This window comes from Candidatus Brocadia sapporoensis, assembly GCF_001753675.2.
In the GTDB taxonomy this organism is placed as follows: Bacteria; Planctomycetota; Brocadiia; order Brocadiales; family Brocadiaceae; genus Brocadia; species Brocadia sapporoensis.
The window spans coordinates 1-21218 of record NZ_MJUW02000069.1 but is presented as its reverse complement, the minus strand read 5'-3'; the positions used below and the strand labels follow the sequence as shown (position 1 = coordinate 21218).

General features: G+C 40.4%; 23 protein-coding genes. 19 read left to right on the top strand and 4 right to left on the bottom strand.

Going from position 1 to position 21218, the window contains the following annotated elements; translation table 11 throughout:
• The first annotated feature begins 203 nt into the window (after positions 1-203).
• On the top strand, positions 204-965 hold the full coding sequence (locus BIY37_RS13135; protein WP_143299191.1) for a hypothetical protein: 762 nt from the start codon (positions 204-206) through the stop codon (positions 963-965).
• Positions 966-1068: 103 nt separating this feature from the next.
• Here BIY37_RS13135 and BIY37_RS05885 read toward each other — a convergent pair whose 3' ends face one another.
• Entirely contained in the window at positions 1069-1470 is a 402-nt protein-coding gene (locus BIY37_RS05885) for a hypothetical protein (RefSeq protein WP_070066911.1), read from the bottom strand.
• Between the two features lie 422 nt (positions 1471-1892).
• On the opposite strand from BIY37_RS05885, the gene BIY37_RS05880 reads away from it, so the two are divergent.
• From BIY37_RS05880 to BIY37_RS05845, 8 genes are all read left to right on the top strand, one after another.
• Positions 1893-4163, top strand: coding sequence for a ferrous iron transporter B (locus tag BIY37_RS05880; protein ID WP_070066910.1), 2271 nt, complete (start codon positions 1893-1895; stop codon positions 4161-4163).
• On the top strand, positions 4164-4571 hold the full coding sequence (locus BIY37_RS05875) for a SoxR reducing system RseC family protein (RefSeq protein WP_070066909.1): 408 nt from the start codon (positions 4164-4166) through the stop codon (positions 4569-4571).
• A gap of 2 nt (positions 4572-4573) precedes the next feature.
• Entirely contained in the window at positions 4574-5224 is a 651-nt protein-coding gene (locus BIY37_RS05870; protein ID WP_070066908.1) for a metal-dependent transcriptional regulator, read from the top strand.
• Between the two features lie 398 nt (positions 5225-5622).
• Entirely contained in the window at positions 5623-6420 is a 798-nt protein-coding gene (locus BIY37_RS05865) for a motility protein A (protein WP_070066907.1), read from the top strand.
• A complete protein-coding gene (locus tag BIY37_RS05860) occupies positions 6420-7202 on the top strand; it encodes a flagellar motor protein MotB (RefSeq protein WP_070066906.1) in 783 nt (260 codons plus the stop codon). Before BIY37_RS05865 ends, BIY37_RS05860 begins: the two co-directional genes overlap by 1 nt.
• Positions 7203-7236: 34 nt before the next feature.
• On the top strand, positions 7237-7935 hold the full coding sequence (locus BIY37_RS05855) for an OmpA family protein (RefSeq protein WP_070066905.1): 699 nt from the start codon (positions 7237-7239) through the stop codon (positions 7933-7935).
• Positions 7936-8017: 82 nt separating this feature from the next.
• Positions 8018-9001 carry a L,D-transpeptidase family protein gene (locus tag BIY37_RS05850; protein ID WP_179129305.1) on the top strand — a complete coding sequence of 328 codons (984 nt, stop codon included), beginning with the start codon at positions 8018-8020 and terminating at the stop codon, positions 8999-9001.
• 213 nt (positions 9002-9214) lie between these two features.
• On the top strand, positions 9215-9733 hold the full coding sequence (locus BIY37_RS05845) for a hypothetical protein (protein ID WP_070066903.1): 519 nt from the start codon (positions 9215-9217) through the stop codon (positions 9731-9733).
• Between the two features lie 63 nt (positions 9734-9796).
• Here the strand turns inward: BIY37_RS05845 and BIY37_RS05840 are convergent, their stop codons facing one another.
• The 3 genes from BIY37_RS05840 to BIY37_RS05830 are packed head-to-tail and all read right to left on the bottom strand — an operon-like array spanning position 9797 to position 11369.
• Complete coding sequence (locus BIY37_RS05840; RefSeq protein ID WP_070066902.1) at positions 9797-10081, bottom strand: hypothetical protein; 285 nt, start codon at positions 10079-10081, stop codon at positions 9797-9799.
• A 21-nt stretch (positions 10082-10102) separates the two neighbouring features.
• Complete coding sequence (gene rnc / locus BIY37_RS05835) at positions 10103-10852, bottom strand: ribonuclease III (protein WP_070066901.1); 750 nt, start codon at positions 10850-10852, stop codon at positions 10103-10105.
• Complete coding sequence (locus BIY37_RS05830) at positions 10833-11369, bottom strand: LabA-like NYN domain-containing protein (RefSeq protein WP_070066900.1); 537 nt, start codon at positions 11367-11369, stop codon at positions 10833-10835. Before BIY37_RS05830 ends, rnc begins: the two co-directional genes overlap by 20 nt.
• A 393-nt stretch (positions 11370-11762) precedes the next feature.
• On the opposite strand from BIY37_RS05830, the gene pheA reads away from it, so the two are divergent.
• From pheA to pgsA, 10 genes are all read left to right on the top strand, one after another.
• Complete coding sequence (pheA, locus tag BIY37_RS05825; RefSeq protein WP_070066899.1) at positions 11763-12845, top strand: prephenate dehydratase; 1083 nt, start codon at positions 11763-11765, stop codon at positions 12843-12845.
• 14 nt (positions 12846-12859) lie between these two features.
• Positions 12860-13630 (top strand): triose-phosphate isomerase, encoded by a 771-nt coding sequence (gene tpiA, locus BIY37_RS05820; RefSeq protein ID WP_230402451.1) that lies wholly within the window; start codon positions 12860-12862, stop codon positions 13628-13630.
• Between the two features lie 35 nt (positions 13631-13665).
• Positions 13666-14259 (top strand): preprotein translocase subunit SecG, encoded by a 594-nt coding sequence (gene secG / locus BIY37_RS05815; protein ID WP_070066898.1) that lies wholly within the window; start codon positions 13666-13668, stop codon positions 14257-14259.
• An 89-nt stretch (positions 14260-14348) separates the two neighbouring features.
• Positions 14349-15221, top strand: a complete 873-nt coding sequence (locus BIY37_RS05810; RefSeq protein ID WP_179129303.1) for a YicC/YloC family endoribonuclease — start codon at positions 14349-14351, stop codon at positions 15219-15221.
• A gap of 27 nt (positions 15222-15248) precedes the next feature.
• Positions 15249-15794 carry a guanylate kinase gene (gene gmk / locus BIY37_RS05805; RefSeq protein WP_070066896.1) on the top strand — a complete coding sequence of 182 codons (546 nt, stop codon included), beginning with the start codon at positions 15249-15251 and terminating at the stop codon, positions 15792-15794.
• A complete protein-coding gene (locus tag BIY37_RS05800; protein ID WP_230402450.1) occupies positions 15791-16348 on the top strand; it encodes a flavoprotein in 558 nt (185 codons plus the stop codon). The genes gmk and BIY37_RS05800 overlap by 4 nt, the downstream gene beginning before the upstream one ends.
• A complete protein-coding gene (gene dut, locus BIY37_RS05795) occupies positions 16345-16794 on the top strand; it encodes a dUTP diphosphatase (RefSeq protein ID WP_070066894.1) in 450 nt (149 codons plus the stop codon). The genes BIY37_RS05800 and dut overlap by 4 nt, the downstream gene beginning before the upstream one ends.
• A 39-nt stretch (positions 16795-16833) precedes the next feature.
• The gene (locus tag BIY37_RS05790; protein WP_070066893.1) at positions 16834-19137 is read left to right on the top strand and encodes an FtsK/SpoIIIE family DNA translocase; all 2304 of its coding nucleotides are present in this window, start codon (positions 16834-16836) and stop codon (positions 19135-19137) included.
• Position 19138: 1 nt separating this feature from the next.
• Positions 19139-20458 carry a 30S ribosomal protein S12 methylthiotransferase RimO gene (gene rimO, locus BIY37_RS05785; RefSeq protein ID WP_070066892.1) on the top strand — a complete coding sequence of 440 codons (1320 nt, stop codon included), beginning with the start codon at positions 19139-19141 and terminating at the stop codon, positions 20456-20458.
• 90 nt (positions 20459-20548) lie between these two features.
• Entirely contained in the window at positions 20549-21124 is a 576-nt protein-coding gene (gene pgsA / locus BIY37_RS05780; RefSeq protein WP_070066918.1) for a CDP-diacylglycerol--glycerol-3-phosphate 3-phosphatidyltransferase, read from the top strand.
• Positions 21125-21218 lie beyond the last annotated feature (94 nt).

The window sequence follows — 21218 nt, the reverse complement described above, 5'->3', positions numbered from 1 at the left end:
CGGGAGGTTGTAAGGACTCAGAGATCCATTTCAGCCATGCTAAACATAGGGAGAGGGGTTTAAAAGATTGTAATATATGTCACTCCTATACGGATACTCTCGAACCCACATGGCCCAAGATGGCAAAATGTCTTACCTGCCATATGAAAAACTTTGATGCTAGCAATCCGCAATCCTGTTTGTTGTGTCATACAAAACCGGGTATGAAAATAACGGTGAAGCACAATATTCCCAAAAAATACCGGGATTTAAAATTTACCCATAAAGTACATCTGAAGAATAATATTGCGTGCACCCAGTGTCATGCAGGTATTGAGACCAGTGATACAATTACTCCGGATCTTATTCCGGATATGTTTGGTACCTGCATCCCATGCCACAAAGAACAAGGAGAAGAAAGGATTGTCTGCGATGTTTGCCACAAACACGTTAAAAAGAACCAGATGCCACTCTATCATGAAGACCGGTGGGTCAATCATGATGACCCAAGCTGGATAACGAAACATGGGAACGAGTTCTACTACAATCAGGATTACTGCAAGAGATGTCATAGTGACAATTACTGGTGTATTAACTGTCATCAGGATCAAAAACCCAGAAATCACAATAATGCCTGGCGCAGAAAGACCCATGGGTTTGCTGCATCATGGGAACGGAAAAAATGCAGTATATGCCATCAGGAGGATTTTTGTGTGCGATGCCATGAGAGTACAACGCCGTTAAGCCATAACGCATCATGGGGCGGCGTAAATACGAGAAATCGCCATTGTCTTAATTGCCATTTCCCGATATCGACGGTCAATTGCACGGTATGTCATCCCGCTCCAAGACATCCTTCCGCAATGGATTCTCCACATCCACCCTTCGCTGGTAACTGCTCTGGATGTCATCCGGTTGGCATGGCTGGCGAACCGCCCCACCCCAAACCTATGGGAATTGCGTGCACGGTCTGTCATTGCCGGTAGTTGCTGCTAAATGATTCATTTTTCCTCGCAACGTTGACTATCCTCATGATTACAGATAAAGGAAGAGTCCCGTATACTGAAGATAGCGCGCAATGAAGAGATATTAAAGGAAGAATCGTATTTTGACGAATGTTATATAATCAAGACCTACCGGGAATAGAACAAAAAGGATCTGCGTCTGATGCACGGTCAGAACAATGACTTTGGGGATGGAGGAGCGTTCGTGGGGGCATATGTTTGTAATAGTGCTTGCGTACCTGATAATCCAAAGGCTGTTCGATGCGTGGGTTGGTTTTGATCTCACGGTGGAAGGAGGTCTCGAATAACGGGCAACCGTTTGTTCTGTGAAAGTAACCGTGAAAGGCAAAAATGTACATTGCGGGAAGACGTCCTCGCTTGCGATAACAGTTACGCGAATTACCAGAGGCATTGCCTGCCGAAAGATACGGGTAGCCTCGGGAAACAAACTTCCTGTTCGTTGCAAAAGCCAATAAACATAGAACATGTACGACTCTTCTGTTTTTCCTCTTTGGGCGAACATCTATTATTGGATGTCTGATCTCACAAAAGATTATCGCCTATTCAGGGCTTTTTAACATTCTTGAAAGGATGCTGCATTTTCATAATCAGCATTACAAACGATAGCCCGAAGCAATCTCATCCTTGATATTGCTTCGGGCTGACGTCCTTGCAATAGTAATTTATTTTGCGGTTACTATTGAGTTATCTCAGATTTTTCATGGGAACCCACGTAGAAAAGAGTTTGACTTGTGTTGGAAAAACATTATACTTACGATCATTAAATGAGACTCAATTTCAACTATCAGTCGGAATGTAATATCATTTTATAAAAATTTATTTGCAGATTTTTATCCTGGATAATTTTAATGAAATTTTTGGTTTCTATTCAGAAATAGGATATGGCAAATGTCTGTTTTAGATAGGGATAAATATAAGGTTGCTCTGGTTGGAAATCCAAATGTTGGAAAAAGCGTAATATTCGGTCTATTAACCGGAAAATACGTGACGGTATCAAACTATCCGGGGACAACCGTAGAGGTATCGCGTGGCATTTGCAGTGGCTTGGGAGGAGGTATTGAAGTAGTAGATACACCGGGAGCAAATAGCCTGATCCCTCTTTCTGAAGACGAGAGTGTCACACGGGATATGCTTTTAGAGGAGTACAAGAAGCACGTTGTCCAGGTGGTGGATGCAAAGAATCTTCGCCGCGGTCTCTTTATTACCACCCAGCTTGCAGAGATGGGGCTACCGGTCGTGATAACTTTGAATATGTGGGATGAACTCTTAGACAGGGGAATGAATATTGATGTAACTGTATTGCAGGAAAAGCTGCGTGTTCCAATTATAAAAACTATCGCTACCCATAGGGTAGGGGTAAGCGCACTATTTAGTTCCATACCGAATGCAAAAGTCCCTAATCTTTATGTTGATTACGGGAAGGTAATCGAGGAAGGCATTTCAAAGATAGAGAAAATATTGCAGGGTAATACGACAGTAAATGAGCGGGCGCTGGCGATAATGCTATTATCAGGCGATGAAGTCCTCGAAGAAAAATTGCGACGGAAATTTCCGGATCCTGCATTTGTTGAAATCCACAGCATTCGAAATAGTATCCAGGCGCATTTTGGCAGTCCGTTGAGTTACGTAATTAATATCAAACGCGCAAATTTCGTGGATACATTAGTTAAGAAAGTGACGCTTAACCTTAAGAAGGAAAAAGAGACTCATCCAATTACGAGAGGTATATTTTTTTATTTCCTTGTGCCAGTAGCTTCTTTTTTCATGGGATATAAGCTCATGGCTTTATTAATGTATCTCATTTCATCCCGGTTTTCTCTCAATGGCGGTTTAATTTTTATGTTACCACTTGTCGTTGGCGGCATCTCATCCTTAGGGTTTTCAGCGTACCTCTATTTAAAAGAATACAAGACGAAGAGTACCATTGCAGGGGCTTTGGGGCGTATTACCATGCATCCGGTAGCAGCCTTCCCGCTCCTGGTTATTATTTTATGGATTGTTTATAAGCTGGTGGGGGAGTTTGGTGCGGGAACATGTGTAGATTTCTTTGAGGAAAAGGTCTTTGGCCGATCCCTGGTGCCTTCAGGTGGTTTTGACTTATCCATATCTCTCCCTTTTATTCATAAGACGTATATTTTTACCCACATTAATTTTCAGGGATTCAATTATTATTTTGGACTGCTTGCACAGAAATTGGTAGATAAAGACAATATTATATTTGAATTGTTTTTGAATGAACAATCTGGTTTAGTGCAAGTGGGGCTTACCTATGCGATTGCCATTGTTTTTCCCATTGTCGGGTTTTTCTTTCTGGCATTCGGAATTATGGAAGACAGCGGTTATCTCCCACGTCTTGCCGTTATGGTGGATAAGATATTTAAGCGCATTGGGCTAAACGGGAAGGCCGTTCTTCCGATGGTGCTGGGTCTGGGATGTGATACCATGGCGACCCTGACAACCCGCATCCTGAATACAAAGAAAGAGAGAATTATTGCTACGTTGTTGCTGGCATTGGCAATCCCGTGTTCTGCGCAATTAGGGGTTATTTCAAGTGTACTGGGTAGGGTTTCGGGAATATATTTTGCCTTGTATGTTTTTATTATTTGTACACAGCTTCTTCTTGTTGGTTATCTGTCATCCAAGGTCTTACCAGGCGCTCCTTCAGATTTTTTGATGGAGATACCGCCGTTCCGGATGCCCAAGGTATCGAATATTCTTGTCAAGACATTTTATAGGATCCATTGGTTCTTAAAGGAGGCGGTACCCTTATTTATGGTGGGTACTCTTGCATTATTTGTGGCAACAAAAGTGGGCATACTCTCTTTCGTGGAGAGAATGGGAGCGCCAATTACCCGGAATTTTTTGGGACTTCCGGCAGAAACAACACATGGGTTCATTTTGGGATTCTTGAGAAGGGATTACGGTGCCGTGAGTATCTTTAAGACATTGGAAGAAAAGGGGGGAAGCGGCGGTATTAATCCAAAACAATTATTAATCTCGCTTGTCGTAATTACTTTATTTATACCATGTCTCGCCAATTTTTTAGTGATGATTAAAGAGCAGGGCGCAAAAACTGCATTTTTAATGTTTGCGTTTATCATGCCATATTCGATACTTATTGGCGGTATTTTAAGGGTTATTTTACAACAGTTTCCATGAATGCGAATACGTGCGAAGATTATATCTATCTCTCACAATGCTGCAAAGGTGTGTATCATCAAAGAAAATACCGCATGTGAAAGTTGTTCCGCCTGTCCGAAAAAAATGGGGATACAGGACATTATAACGGTGGCGGCGATAGAGGGAATTCAGGTTGGGCAGGAGGTTGTATTACGCGAAGGCAGGAATTGGTTTACAAAAAATATAATTATATTTGTATTGCTTGCCTTTGTACTGGGAATGATATTGACGGAGGTATTATCGGCGTTAGTATCATTCGGCACGTATCATGCAGAAATTGACTTGCTTGGTGGCGCTTTGATAACAATAATGATGGTGATTGTGCTGCGGATCAAGAGTCCGCAATATCTTTTTAGGATAGAGATGATAGAAGGGGGGAAGAATTAAATATGGCCGAACCTAGTCAAGAGGAGATTCTGGAGCTGATATGGACACTAGATGAAGAAAGCGGAAAAGTCGAAAGAGATACATTAATAAAAAAGATACATCTCCCCATAGCTGAACAAATATTGGATACCCTCATTTCCGAAGACTACGTGACAATATCGGATAATGAAGTAGCGTTAACTAAGAAGGGCATAGCAAACGCGCGGTTGATTATTAGAAGGCACCGATTGGCCGAAAGGTTGTTGAATGATGTCCTGGATGTAAAAGAAGATGTTATGGATTCCAGTGCATGCAAATTTGAGCATATTCTGGATGAAGAAGTCACAGCAAGTATATGTACTTTGTTAGGACATCCGGTAACCTGTCCTCATGGAAAGGCTATTCCGGCGGGAGAGTGTTGTGAAAAGGCGAATAAGGAGATACGGCCAGTGGTAATGCCGTTATCAGATTTAAAATCAGGGGATGATGCGAAAATAGCTTATATTGTAACAAAATATCATGGACGACTTGATAGACTTTCGTCCATGGGTTTATTGCCCGGTGTTCAAATCCACCTGCATCAACGGCAGCCGACATATGTCATTCAGATGGGTGAAACACAAATTGCCCTTGACACTGCTATTGCACGGGATGTATACGTACGCCTGGTGTAATATTTGTATTCCCACCAGTACGCTGATGATTTTTGATTCGTCAGACTCGTCTAAAATTTCTACAAAAGTAGAAAAAGCACACAGTAATCGTTTCCCCAATCGTTATATATCTAAAAACAGAAAAATTGATATTTAAGATGTTTCTATTGTGTATTTCGTGGATACATACGCTTGTCTCATGAACATAATGTAGATTGACTTTTCTTAAAATCAACATGAAATAACGAGGCATATCATTTGCGTCATCAAAGTAATAAATTGGATGCTGGAAAAATTGATTTAGAATCGTGGAGTTGTCCTTGACCTGCAGAGAAACTCCATTATGCCGAGATGCTGGATAATGAAATTAAAAAAGTTTTGACGATAAATAATTTTAATTTTGTGGGGAGTTAAAGAGCATGGATCCCGGTGCACTGATTGGAATGATAATTGGTGGCGTATTAATCTTGGTATCGATTATATTTGAAGGTGGCGCCTCAGCAATACCTGGATATATTAATATTCCGGCGATGATGATTACCGTGGGAGGTACGCTGGCAGCGACTCTCATAAGATATCCAATCCCTATGGTAGTTGGCGCAATCGCTGTGGTTAAAAAGACGGTTTTTGTAAAAATTGGCGTGGCTGAGGAAACGATTAAGCAGTTAGTTGAGTATTGCAAGATCAGCCGCCGTGAAGGTCTTTTAGGGCTGGAGAAAGAAATCGAAAAAATCAATGATGAGTTTCTGATCAAAGCGATACGGTTATTGGTTGATGGTTCTGACTCTGATACTCTGAGAAGTATTCTTGGGACAGAGATCGATAATGTTCGGCAACGACATACGGCCGGCAAGGGGATTGTTGAATTTGCAGGAACGATATTTCCTGCCTTTGGTATGATTGGAACTGTGTTGGGACTTATAGCAATGATGAGAAAACTTGATGATCCCTCGCATATCGGGGAAGCTATGGCGGTAGCCTTTATTGCTACGTTTTATGGCGTTACCTTTTCTAATCTCGTCTTACTACCGCTGGGTGGCAGGTTGGACACCTTAAGCAAAAAGGAGCTCTTCCTGAAAGAAATCGTTGTGGAAGGTGTAGTCTCCATTCAGAAAGGCGATTCTCCTATGATAACAGAGGATAAACTGAAATCCTTCCTGGAACCAAGGGCAGCGAACAAATTGTCCTCAGGTTCGAAAGAAAAGGAAAAAACATAATGAGCGACGAAGGCGGTTCCTCAGGGGGGCACGGGGGTCCGGTATGGTTGCTTACTTACTGTGATTTAATCACGTTGCTTGTAGCCTTTTTTGTAATGCTAATCAGCTTTTCTACAATCAATGTGGATAAATACAAAAAGGATGTTCCAAAGATTGAGGAATCTTTTGATCCAACCCTTTGGTCTGCCCGTTTTAAAGGCATTTTTGAAGAAGGCGAGATGTCAAAAAGTGAAAAACCGTTTTCTGGGAGGGATGGGGAATCTTTAATGGAAGGTGGTAGAAATCTGTTAGCAGCCCTCTCTGAAAAGGATTTGCAGATAGAGGAAGAGTCTGAAATGGAAGATCAATCTATAGAAAATTCCATTGACTCTGGACAGGTATATAATTACCTATCAGGCTTTGTAAAAGAAAGTGGGTTGGCAAAATATCTTGATATAGAAGACGTAAAGATAGGATGTAAGATAAAAATACCTGTAGGCGTATGTTTTGAAAAAGGAGAGTCTGCATTGAAAAAAGAGGCGTATGGGGTCTTTCATGAACTGGGTATCGCGTTGAAAACGGTGAGAGGCAAAATTGTAGTTGGTATTAATGCGGGGAAGATTCAAAGACGAGACAGGCTATTTACTGCAGAGACAGCGATGTCATTAGATAGGGCGGCTAATATTTGTGACTTTTTAGCAACAAAGGAAAAGATAGAACCGCAAAAGATTGCGATAGCTGGGTATCATAGTGCAGGTGCGGAAGAACAAAATATGGTCACAATTATGATATTTAAAAAATAAATTCAACGATTCCATACAGATATTTCGAAAAGGCATGTCATCAACCCCTCATCAATCGCATCACAAGAAGAAAAAAATACATGCTTCTGGTACGCCGGATCTGTTCTGGACATCCTATGGTTCGGTGATAACGATCCTCTTGGCCTTTTTTATCATATTTCAAGTCAACTTTACGGAAGAGAAGAAAAAAGAATTTATTGAGGAGTTTAAAAAATCGTCACAAAGAAGTATGATAACTTTGGGCATGGGAGGAATAATGCCTAGCTGGAATGCAGGCTCCGTCGAAGATATCCATAAAATGAAGTATATCTATCCTGACAGTAAAAACGAACTGTCTGAGAATGGTGACAAAGGGGTCGTTCCCTTTGACAAAGAAGAGGAACAAATACCGGCGACAGTAATTGTCCAATTTAATGAAAACGATACCACGTTATCTACTGACGGAAAACGCTCTTTAGATAATTTAATCAATTTAATCGGAGAGAGACCCTGCTCACTTATCATTGAGGGACATACGAGAAAAAATTTTATACCTTCAAAAGAATACAATACCTGCTGGAAACTTTCCCTGGACCGTGCTGAAGAAGTCGCAAGGTATCTTCATAATAAAGGAAATATCTCTTCGAAAAGGTTGGTTACCATTGGATATGGAAATAATAAACCTTTGATAAAAGATATGAGGAATGATTACTATAACGATCGGGTATCCATTATCATAAACATATTGAAATAGTGTGCATCTTGTTTCTGACTGTTTTTCTTTTGGCTTGACAACCCCAAGCAGGTGTGATATTAATTCCATTACTATGAAAAAAATGCAAAATTTACTAGGAAAGATCTTTGGGATAGGTATTCTTCCTGTTATGTTTGTTGTGTGCAATATAAACACATACACCAATACCGGAGGTTTCGATGCCGAGGTATTTGCTGCACAAAACCAGGAAACACCCATTTCGCTTGTTAAAAAAGATGACGACGTTGTTATTTACAAGAATGATATTATTGTTCGATCAGATGAGCTTAAGAAGGAATTCAAAAAAGAGGTTGACAAGAATAAGCCTGGTGAAAAGCCGGCATCGCAAAAACAAGAAATATCAGCGCTGGATACCGTTAACAAAGATTTAAAAGAGGGTAAAAAATACGAAGCAAGAAATATACTGTCGGATTTATTTATCAACGGAAGCATGCCAGAAAAACAAAAGGAGATAAAGGACCAACTGGACAAGCTGAACGAAGAAATTATCTTCTCGCCAATACCTTTCCCTGATGCCACTATGTATACCGTTCAACCCGGTGATGTACTGGTACGTATTGCAAAAAGATTCAACACCAATTATGAATTAATCATGAAAGTTAACGGTAAGGCATCCAACCGGTTAAACATCGGTGAGCAGTTAAAAATTTTACCAGGAAAGACACGGATATTAATCAGCAAACGGAACTTTACGTTGTTATTGTTGTTAAATGATAAGTATGTAAAACAATATCGCATTGCAACAGGAAAGAACAACAAAACCCCGGTTGGTACGTTTGAAGTAAAAAATAAAATGAAAGAACCTGTGTGGTATTCACCGGATGGTGGAGTATTTCCTTACGGGAGCAAGGAGAATATCCTTGGTACACGTTGGATAGGTTTCAAAGATAAACCAAACATATATGGATACGGGATTCATGGTACAACACAACCAGAAACAGTTGGAACTGCGGCATCAAATGGCTGTATTCGAATGTTAAATAGTGATGTAGAGGAACTCTATGACTTTGTAACACCGGATACGGAAATTGTTATTCAGGAATAATGATATATGCTGAAATGAATCTTTGGAAAAATATATGGAAAATGTTGTGTTTTGGCATGTAAATTCGAATATGGAAGTAGGCCTTGTTGCAATTAAAGATTATGCGTTAGTTAAAAAATACCTCATGAGATACGTTGTGCCGAAAATTAGCAAGAATGCTTTATGAAGAAATAAAAGGACGCGTTCAAAGGAAAACGGAGATATATCTTTACCATGGAGTGGGAAATAAAGAGAGGGTCAAACGGATGTCTTCTTTGTAATAAAGGGTTTTTTGAAGAGGAGGAATACTATTCAGCCCTTTTTGATGAAAACAAAATGTTTGTACGAAAAGATTTTTGTTCTTTATGTTGGAATAAGGGTGAAAATGACGGGGTATTTTCATTTTGGAAGACGAAGGTGCCAAAGAAGGATAAACCTATTCAAACAACAATAAATCTCGAAAGTCTTTTAGATATGTTCATGAAACTCGAGGGAAATAACGAAACTCACCAAAAAAATCTCCGATACGTGCTTGCATTATATCTTATCAGAAAGAAGGTGTTCAAGTTAAAATCCCTGAAAAGACAAGAGGGCGGGGAGGTCATCGTCCTCTCTTATCCCAGAGAAGACAAAGAATTTGATGTTTTAAATCCATGTTTAAAAGAAGAACAGATTGAATCGATCACCGTGGAGATGTGGCAACTCCTAAATTATCCATACCTGGATTGCGAAGTTCTGAGCATTGCAAACTAAGTAGGCCTGATATACGCCAGACATTTTCCTCCATGTGAGCTAAACACGAATTATAAACTACACTTATTTCTCTTTCCCTAATTGGGATGTAGTAGCTGCTGAGCTTCTTGTGGTATTAAAACTACACGTTTGACAATCTACCGCAATTCCTCTTTTTTTCTTTTCTTTTAATGCCGAACGAAGTTCCGTTATCTGGCCGATGTCAATGTTCTTTTCTCTTTGTAATGTTAATAATTTACCGCGTATTTTTCTTGTCCTTCTAATACTGGGACACTTTGTTTTAATCATTCCCACGGGGCAGATACCTACTATTTTCTTTTTATTCACCTTCTTTTTCATAGTTACCATTACACAAAATCCTTTCTTAAATTAATTGCAAGCTTTATTGTTTATTTCATGAATTTCATAAGCCATATCGGGGATGATCATTTTCAAGGTCTCTTTTGCTGCGAATTGTTCGGCCTCTTTTTTGTTTTTACCCCATCCTCTGCCATATTCATTGCCTTTTATTAACACACTCACTTCAAATAATTTCCCGTGATCTGGTCCAACTTGCTGCAATACTCGGTAGACTGGCGTAACACCATGCTCTTTCTGGCTATGCTGTTGCAGGATAGATTTGTAATTTTTTTCATGTTGATTTTTACAAACAATGTCAACCTCTTTTTTAAGATACTTCATTGTAAAATTATATGCTGGCTCAAGACCGCCGTCAAGATAGATTGCAGCAATAACAGCTTCAAATACATTCGCAAGTAAAGATTTTGGAAGAAAATTCCGATCATGCAATCCTCTCCCCACGTTGAGAAAATTTTTCAACTGTGCTTCCAGGCTAACTTTGGCAAGTGTTGTTTGACTAACTACCACAGATTTTATTTTCGTTAACTCTCCCTCGCTATGTTGGGGCAGGGTCTTGTAAAGATAGTCAGAAATAATCATTCCTAATACGGCATCACCCAAAAATTCTAACCGTTCATTGGAAAAATTATTTTCCAATTTGCAAGAAGTATGGGTAAGTGCCTTTTCAAGCACCTCGGTATTGTTGAAAAAATATCCTATTATGAATTGACACTCGCTAAGTTTTTCCGGATTTATATGACTATTCGTTTGAAGTATCATTTTTCTGGAATTTTTTTTCCTTAAACAACATCGATTCCTCTATGGCAGTATATTGTGTGGCAGCATCGATGAGCTCAACAGCCGTGCTGCGTCTAAATGAGACAACCTCTACCCTGCATCCGTGTGCCTTTAGCATTTCTACAAGAGGGGCAAAATCTCCGTCCCCGCTTACTAACACCACGGTGTCTAACTTTGGTGCAATTGCAATTGAGTCGATGGCAATACCCATATCCCAATCACCTTTTGCTGTTCCGTCAGGTCTTAATCGAAGTTCCTTCGATTTAATTTCATAACCTAATCGGCTTAAGGCATCGGTGAAACTTGATTGATCCACATCGGGTTTTTGCACGACATATGCAATTGCGCGAATAAGATTTCTATCGCCTACAACTTCTAATAAAAGCTTACTATAGTCAATTTTTGATTGGTGCAATGCCTTTGCAGAATAAAACATATTTTGGACATCAACAAATATTCCTATTCTTTGCTGAGATCCTTTAATTCGTCCGCCTACCATGTATATCTTCCTTTTAAATAAAGACTTAACACATTGAAGAATACACAATAATATAAGTACCTAGCTAAAATAAAAAATATTGAATAAAAAACAATGACAAAAATTAGGTAGGTTAAGTAAGATACTATACAAATTCAAAGAACATAAAATAGTTATGACAAATTTCGTCATAACATACCTTTTTACAAAATATTATGGCAACAGGCACACAATATTATGGGTTATTTTAACAACCTTTTGTTAACAGTCAATCAAAAAAATGAAATAACTTAATTTTATTGACTCTTATCGTAAATTTTGATAGATTTAAGGAATTGTAGATAAATATAACTGCTTTGTTTACAATAACTAAAATTAAAATAAGAGAGTATGACGCTTAGCTAGAAATTTGCCATGGATATAGCTCAATTAAGGAAAGAAATTGATGGTTTAGATTCAAAAATCGTGGATCTTTTAAACGAAAGGGCAAAGATAGTTTTAAAAATAGGTGAAATAAAAAAACAAAACCGCTCTCAGGTCTATGTTCCGAACCGTGAGCGTGAAGTCTATTTACGGGTTACATCGCAAAATAAAGGACCCTTAACAAATGATTGTTTAATGGCGATATATCGCGAGTTAATGGCCGGTTCCCTGGCATTAGAAAAGGCGATGAAAGTGTCGTATCTCGGTCCAGAGGGGACTTTTAGTTATTTTGCAGCAAAACAAAAATTTGGTTCATCGGTTGAATATGTTCCGGTAAGGGGTATCGATGATGTTTTTCGAGATGTAGCGGCAGGAAGAAGTGATTATGGAATTGTACCAGTTGAGAATTCCACAGAGGGTGGCATCCGGGAAACTCTAAACATGTTTGTAGAGTTTGATGTCAAAGTATGTGCTGAGATTGTTTTTCCAATTCATCATAATTTAATGGCAAATTGTAAAAAAGAAGAGATTAAAAAAGTTTACTCTAAATTACAGATTTTATCTCAATGCAGAAATTGGTTGGCGAGCAATCTTCCTCATGCAGAATTGATTGAAGTCAGCAGCAGTGCCGAAGCTGCTCGTATTTTTGAAACAACATTGAAAACGGTAGAAGAAGGGCACTATTTCGCAATAATTGCTAACGCTGAAATAGCTCAACAGTATGGTTTAAACATCTTATTCAAAAATATTGAAGACAATCCGAATAATGTAACGCGGTTTTTTGTTTTAAGCAAAGAATACGGTGCGCCAAGTGAAAAGGACAGAACGGCTGTGATGTGTTACACCAAGAACCGTCCCGGGGCATTATTGGAAATACTAGAACCTTTTAGAACTTACAACATCAATCTTACCAATATAGAATCGTTGCCCACCAGAAAAAAGGCGTGGGAATATTGCTTTTACTTTGATTTTGAAGGGCATGCGGCAAATGAATTTGTCCAAAAGGCGCTTGACGAAGTTTTCAGAAAGTGCTCAGATATGAAGATATTGGGATCATTTCCAAAGTGTGATTAAAAGGATACGATTTTATGGCCATGATAAAAAGGCCTTTTGTTATAGGAAATTGGAAAATGAATCTCACTCTTGTGCGTGGGATAGAATTTGCCAAACTATTGAAAGATAGCTTGCACGGAAAAGATGGAATAATGTGCGGAGTTTGTCCTCCCTTTATCTTTCTGAAAGAGATTTGTAAAATACTGGAAGATAGTAATGTCTGTGTGGCTGCTCAGAATATTCATAGTGAAAAATATGGGGCGTATACGGGTGAAGTTTCCGCTCTGATGATAAAAGAAGTAGGTTGTACACATGTGTTGATAGGACATTCCGAACGGAGGCATATCTTCCATGAAGACGATTCCTTTATTAATGCTAAAATAAAGACAGCATTGTCTGTTAATTTAAAACCAATTTTTTGTGTCGGAGAAATGTTAGATGAAAGGGAGGCGGGAAGGACAAAAGATGTGATTCGAAATCAATTGGTAAGGGGGTTGCGAGATGTTCGAGCCGATCAACTAAAAGAAATCGTGATTGCTTACGAACCGGTATGGGCTATTGGCACAGGGAAAACTGCTTTGCCTGAACAGGCCGATGAAGTTCATTCATTTATCAGAAATACCATAACGAATGAATATGATAAAAATCTTGCTAAAAGCATATATATTCTCTACGGTGGGAGTGTTAAGCCGGAGAACGCAAAGGAGTTGACGGATCAATCAGAGATTGATGGGCTTCTGGTGGGTGGTGCAAGCATTCTCTTTGAATCGTTTTTAAAAATTATTGAGGTGGTATCAAAAGGTTAATTTTTTGTTAAGAGTTTTTTATATTGGAGAATTACATGGTAAAGGCTGAGAGGGCATTTAAATGGGGAATTGCAATTATTCTTATCTTTGGGACCTTAAATGCATTCTATTTTTTTAATTTAATTATTGCATTCAAAATTGTGTTGCCGATATTATGCGTATTCATGATTGGGTCTATCTTATTACAATCAGGAAAGGGGGGAGGATTGGCAGCAATTGGCGGTTTGGGAGATCAGGCTGCCTTTGGTACGAGAACAAGTACTTTTTTAACGAAAGTTACTTATCTTATCGGAGCTGCGTTTATTGTTGCCACAGTCTTTTTGTTTAAGCTATCTATCTCTAACCATAGGATGCATACGATGGTTACCCGGGAAGTTCCTGAAGTACCGCATACGCATGATCATCCTATGCCTGAAGCGCAGCATGTACACGATGATGTTTCCCATCCAAAAGGGAAAGAGGGTAACCCCTCCAATATCGGAATGCAGGACATTGAAGAAAAACCATCAAAGGATACGGTACAGGAAAGTCATCATCAAACAGACACCCAGGGCGGTGTGCCACAAAAAAATCCCGTGGGGGTAAATCCTGTTCGGGAAGAAGAAAAAGCATCAGAGAGTACAAAGTAGTCCACAAACAAAATGGATGAAGAAGTAAGCAGAAATCGAAATAGATAATTGAACAACGCACAGATTTGGTGACTTTGATGCTCAAAAGTATGACAGGATTTGGAATTTCAGAATATAAGGATGCGAAGCGTACGCTTCGTGTGGAATTGCGTTCGGTGAATAACCGATTCCTGAAGATAGACTCACGGCTACCGGATGCACTGCAAGCATTTGAGTGCAAGATTGAGAAATCGATTAGAGAAAAAATCAATCGGGGTACGGTTCTGGTAAGTGTAAATTATCAATCGCTTTTGCAGGAGTCTGAGTATGTTTTGAATTGTGCCAGATTAAAAGAATATTATCGTCTGTTAAGTGATGTGAAAAAAGAAATAGGCTCCAGGGAAAAAATATCGGTAAATACCTTGACGATGCTCCCCGGGGTGCTGCAAAAAAATAAAAATAACGACGAAGACGCCAATGCTCTGTTGTCGATATGTGTTTCTCTTGTAGACGACGCCCTTACGAAAATGTTGCACATGAGAGAGATTGAAGGCAGACACCTTGAAGAAGAAATTGAACAGAGAAAAACGGGTATTCTTGTGATGCTTGATAAAATTGAAGTGAGGTCACCGGTGGTAGTTCAGGAATATAGCAAGCGGCTGCAAAGCAGGGTTGCCTCATTATTAGCCGGAACAAATTTAGAATTAACCGATAGCAACCTCTGCCGTGAAATTGCTCTCTTTGCAGATCGATGCGATATCAGCGAAGAGATAAGCCGTCTTAAGAGCCATTTATACCAACTGCAAGAAACAATCCGCCTGAATGAACCGGTTGGGAGAAAACTCGACTTTCTTGTTCAGGAGATGTTCCGTGAAACGAATACTATGTGCTCAAAAGCGAATGATAGCATAATGTTGAGAGATTTGGTGGAGGTAAAAACGGAGATTGAAAAAATTCGTGAGCAGATATTTAACATTGAATAGACTGCATGGATTTAAAGTACGGGAGCTATGGGAAAGTTGGTGATTATTTCAGGGCCGTCTGGATCGGGTAAGACAACGGTTTGCAAGCTGCTCACAAAAGATCCGCATATCAAGAAATCAATATCGGTTACCACGCGCTTGCCCAGGGACAGTGAGAAAAACGGAGAAGCATACTATTTTGTATCAAAGCATGAGTTTGAGGAGATGATACAGAGAGGTGAATTGGCGGAACATGCGGAGTATTGTGAGCACTCTTATGGAACTCCTATGAAGGCATTGAAAGAAGCGCTTGTAAAAGAAGGGTTTTATTTACTCGAAATAGAAGTGCAGGGGGCATTGCAAATTATGGAAAAATTACCGGAAACCATATCAATATTTTTATTGCCGCCTGATAAAAAAACGTTGGGCCAGCGGCTGATACAGAGAAATGCCAATAGAGAGGAAGATATGGAGAATCGCTTAAAAATTGCTGATAAAGAAATGGAATATAAAGATCGGTACAACTACTGTGTCGTGAATGATGATTTAGCGGCAACGGTAAGTACCATTCGTAAAATATTAAATCTGGCATGAGCATGTCCTGTCATATCGTTCTGGGAGTTACGGGAAGCATTGCAGCGTATAAGGCTGTTGAGATTGTCTCATATCTGACAAGACAAGGAGACAACGTTACGGTGATTATGACATCGGCAGCCCAGCGTTTTGTTGATCCTGTGACCTTCCGCTCTATTTCTCACAATCGCGTAGTAACCGATCTTTTTATTGACAATGAGGATTACGACCCTAACCATGTATCTTTGGCAGAACAAGCCGATTTACTGGTAGTTGCGCCCGCTACCGCCAATTTTATCGGTAAAGTCGCATCGGGCATTGCAGATGACCCACTGACATGCACAGTCATGGCAGCACGATCGCCGGTTATCATCGCCCCGGCAATGAATGATAGTATGTATTTAAATCCTATTGTTCAGGAGAATATGAAAAAGTTAAGAGATCTCGGGTATAGGATTGTTGAACCCGAAGAAGGCAGGTTATGTACAGGACGTACGGGGAAGGGAAGATTGGCGGCCATGGAAAAGATTGTAGGAACAATTGAAGAAGCGCTTGGTAAGAAGAGGAACAGATGAATACATTAAAAATAAAGGTAATGAGAAAGCATGGCTGTGAGGATTTGCCTTTGCCCCGATATATGAGCGAGGCTGCAAGCGGCATGGATTTATATGCGGCAGTGGATAAATCTGTTTTGATTGAACGCAATGAAATTAAGTTGATACCTACAGGTATCCACATCGAGTTACCCACGGGATATGAGGCACAGGTGCGGCCAAGAAGCGGCCTTGCGCTGAAACATGGATTGACACTCGTAAACGCCCCGGGCACAATTGATAGCGACTATCGTGGAGAAATCGGGATTATTCTCTGTAATCTTGGGAAAGATATATTTACAGTTGAGCGGGGGATGCGGATTGCGCAATTAGTGATCCAACCCGTAACCAGAGCAGAATTAGTCGAGGTCGAGCGTCTGGAAGAATCTCCACGCGGGATAGGTGGTTTTGGTCATACAGGACATTAAATTGGAATTGAATTCTTTTACATTCTCAGAAGGAATCATATGGGGATTAAACGTTTTGTACGTGGTATTACCGCAGTTATCCTTATAGCCTTCGCATTATTTCTCTTGTTCAGTTTCCTCAGCTATTCATCCAACGACCCTCCTTTCGCGGATTATCCGATCAACAATCCCGTACATAATTTGTGTGGGTCTGCAGGAGCACAAGTTGCCGGATATGTCTTGGCAGGTATGGGTAGAACTTCCTACCTGATTATCATTTTATTGGGTTGGCTGGGGACACAATATCTTTATAGGGAGAGAATCGAATATCTGTGGGTAAGGGTGATAGGAGCCATACTCCTTTTATTTTCAATTGCTTCTCTTTTGACCCTGGGGTGTTATTTATTAAAAAAGGATTTTCTATCTGTCAATGTTGGAGGGATATTTGGGATTGTAACTGTTTCGAGGTTATACGAGTATTTCAATTTGGCAGGCACACTTATTGTTTTGGGATTAGGGTTTATTATTTCGGTTATGCTCTTGCTCAATACTACACCCATATCACCATGGATAAAAGAATCAAAAACGAAAACAAAAGAAGCTACATTGGTTTCTGTACATAATTCTAAACCAAAAAACAAAGAGAAGATCTTTGCTTATGAAAAAATATCGGATAATGACACGCCGGAAGCCGATGTTGCTGCCTATTCTGCAGATGACGACAGTGAAATGAAGAATGAACTATACGAATTAAAAGGCAGGATCGAAAAAAAACGAAGGACGTATGATAGCAAACCATATTTGGATGAAGAGGAGATTGAGATTGAGGAAGATGCAGATGGATACGATACGGTATCTGTTGAGAAAAAAGAATCTGCTTATAAACTTCCGCCACCAGATCTCTTAGAGAAACCTGATGTCAAAGAACATGGCGATGATTGGGATCAGATTACACAACGTGCCCAGGTTTTAAAAAATACCCTCGAACAGTTTAATGTAAAATCAGAGGTCGTAGAAGTTGAAAGAGGCCCCGTAATTACCATGTATGAAGTGGAATTGGCGCCGGGGACAAAGGTTGGCAAGGTTGTGGGTCTTTCGGACGATTTAGCCATAGCCTTAAAGGCGCCCAGTGTGAGGGTGGTTGCACCATTAATGGGGAAATCTTCAATAGGTATTGAAGTTCCTAATGTCCAGCGAGAAATGGTAATGTTACGGGAGTTGCTTGATGCTTCAGAAGAAGTCCGGAAGAAGATGTCTATTCCTCTTTTGATTGGTAAGGATGTTGCCGGAAATCCCGTTATATCAGATTTGGCGTCAATGCCCCACCTGCTGATTGCGGGGACAACGGGTTCCGGAAAATCGGTTTGTTTGAATTCAGTAATACTAAGCATCCTCTTCATGCGTTATCCCCATGAGGTGCAGCTCTTGCTAGTAGATCCCAAAATGGTTGAATTTTCATTGTTCCGGGAAATTCCGCATTTGATTAGTCCTGTCGTGACAGATATGAAGAAGGCATCAGCCGTACTGGAATGGGCGGTAAATAAAATGGAAGAACGGTATGCGTTGCTTGCCAGTGTGGGGGTGAAACACATTAACGGATATAACAGACTCGGCGCTTCAGAAATCCGGAAACGGCTAAATCCGGAAGGAGATGTTGATATTGACGGTGTGCCTTTTCATCTTCCACATGTTGTTATTGTCGTGGATGAATTGGCTGATCTCATGATGGTGGCGTCCAAAGAGGTTGAATCCTCGGTAATTCGCCTTTCACAAAAATCACGTGCCGTGGGCATCCACCTCATATTGGCAACACAACGGCCGTCAGTCGACGTGATTACCGGGCTCATTAAATCAAACTTGCCTTCGAGGATATCGTTTTACGTTGCTTCTAAGGTGGATTCAAGGACTATCCTTGATCAAAATGGGGCAGAAAAACTCCTGGGAAGCGGAGATATGCTATTCCTGCCACCAGGGACGTCGAAACTGGTACGCGTCCAGGGTGCGTATGTAAGCGACGAAGAGGTAAAAAATACCGTTGAATATCTCAGGAGATGTGCGACACCACAGTTTAGTCCGGAATTAAAGTGTTGGAAAGGTGCCTCAGATAAAGATAATAGCACCAGAGATGATCTGTATAATGAGGCGGTAAGGATTATCCTCGAATCGCAAAGAGGGTCTGTTTCGCTCTTGCAGAGGCGGCTGGAGATCGGTTATTCACGGGCAGCAAAACTTATTGATTTGATGGCAGAAGATGGGATTGTGGGGGAATATAAGGGGAGTCAGGCCAGAGAGGTATTTTTAACTTTAGAAGAATGGGATGCCCAAATGACGCGGATGAATCAGGAAGAGATGGATAATGCGTAGTATGAAATCGAAAAAGGTTGCCTTAATCAATTTGGGATGTTCAAAAAACCTGGTGGATGCAGAAGAGATCCTTGGTCGGGTAGCGGAGGCCGGAAGTACGATTTGTCAGCATCCAGAGGACGCTGAGGTGTTGATTATCAACACCTGCGGTTTTGTTGATGATTCCAAGAAAGAGTCAATTGACGCAATCTTTAAGATGGCAAAATTGAAAGAAGATGCCCGATGTAAAAAACTTATTGTAACAGGCTGTCTTGCCCAACGGTATCCGAGCGAATTACAGAAAGAAATTCCTGAAATCGACCATGTGGTTGGGTTAAAGGATTTTGATACCCTGGTAGACTTGTCTGCCTCTGGTTATAAAAAGAAAAAGGCATCATCTGCGCTGTGTGGTGATGATTGGCGCAATCGTATTCGCTTAACTCCAAAACATTATGCCTATCTCAGAATTTCTGATGGATGCGATAACCGTTGTACGTATTGCGCCATTCCTGGTATTCGGGGAAGGTTTCATAGCCGGACAATAGAGAATATTCTGGAGGAAGCTCATCAGATGGCAGACGAGGGGGTAAAGGAAATCAATGTTATCTCACAGGATACCACCTCATACGGTATTGACTTGTATGGCAAACAACAGTTACATGTATTATTGGAGAAACTTTCCAGGATAGAAGGTATTGAGTGGATACGAATCCTCTATACTCATCCAAGGCATTTTTATCCGGAACTTATTAGCGCTATAGGCCGGTCTGATAAGATTTGTAAGTATATTGATCTCCCTATTCAACATAGTAATGACACGATTCTCAAGGAAATGGGGCGGGGAGTAACGCACGCACAGATCGAGAGTCTGATTGATAAACTCCGGAGTCACATACCGAAACTCTTTTTGAGAACCTCTGTGATTGTGGGATTTCCAGGTGAAACAGAGGAATATTTTACCGGGCTTTTAGAGTTTGTCAGACAAATCCAATTCGAAAGACTGGGGGTATTTACTTATTCCAGGGAGGAAGGTACTCCGGCTGCATCTCTGAAAGAGCAGGTTCCGAAAGAAATCAAAGAACAGCGGTTAAAAGAAGTCATGCTCACTCAACAAGAAATTGTTTTGAAAAAGCATAAAAATCTGGTGAGAAACACCATTTCTGTAATTGTTGATGAAAAAGATGAAACGGGTAAGGCGTGGTTGGGCAGAACTTACGGGGATGCCCCGGATGTGGATAGTAAAGTAATTATCCGGGAAAATCATTTAAAAGTTGGTGATATTAAAAAAATGATGATTACTGGTACCAGAGGATACGATCTGTTAGGAAAGACAGAAACCTGAACTCGATGTTGAAAATTTCAAAATTGTAGGAGGGGAATTCATGAGTTGCCCTCGCAAACAAGCCGCGGTACACAGGGAAAAGCGGGTTATATGGAATCATTCGATTATTCAAAATGCACGGCATTCAATCTTCCCAATCGGTTAACCTTATTGAGGTTGTTGCTAGCCATTGTGTTCTTTGTATTTCTGTCATACCGTTATTATAACGTTGCCCTTGGCGCATTTTTATTTGCCTGGCTAACCGATTGGCTGGATGGTTATTTGGCACGTAAAAAGGGGCTCCTCACTGATTTTGGACGTATCGCAGACCCCTTTGTGGATAAGATTGTTGTTTGTGGCGGATTTATCTTACTGATACAGCATGCTCATGATATCATACCGCCATGGATGGTAGTGGTAATTGTGGCAAGAGAATTTTTAGTAAACAGTATCAGAAGTTTTTCAGAATCAAGGGGGGTTGAATTCGGGGCTACCATTTGGGGGAAGGCAAAGATGTTTGTCCAGTCGTTTACCATTAGCCTCATCTTGATATTCTTCGCACATCTCAAACACCTTGTTGTCATCAAACAGGGGATTGTTTTTATGCTATGGCTTACCGTAGTTATTACGGTAGTTTCAGGGATTAAATATGTGGTGAAAGCCGGCCCTGCAATCCTGGCAAAATAGCAGTTTGAGTTTTTCTGACAACGGATTTTTATGTTGATACCTAAATTCTGCAAACGATTTTCGCAGTGCGAAAATCGACCTTCTGTAATACCCT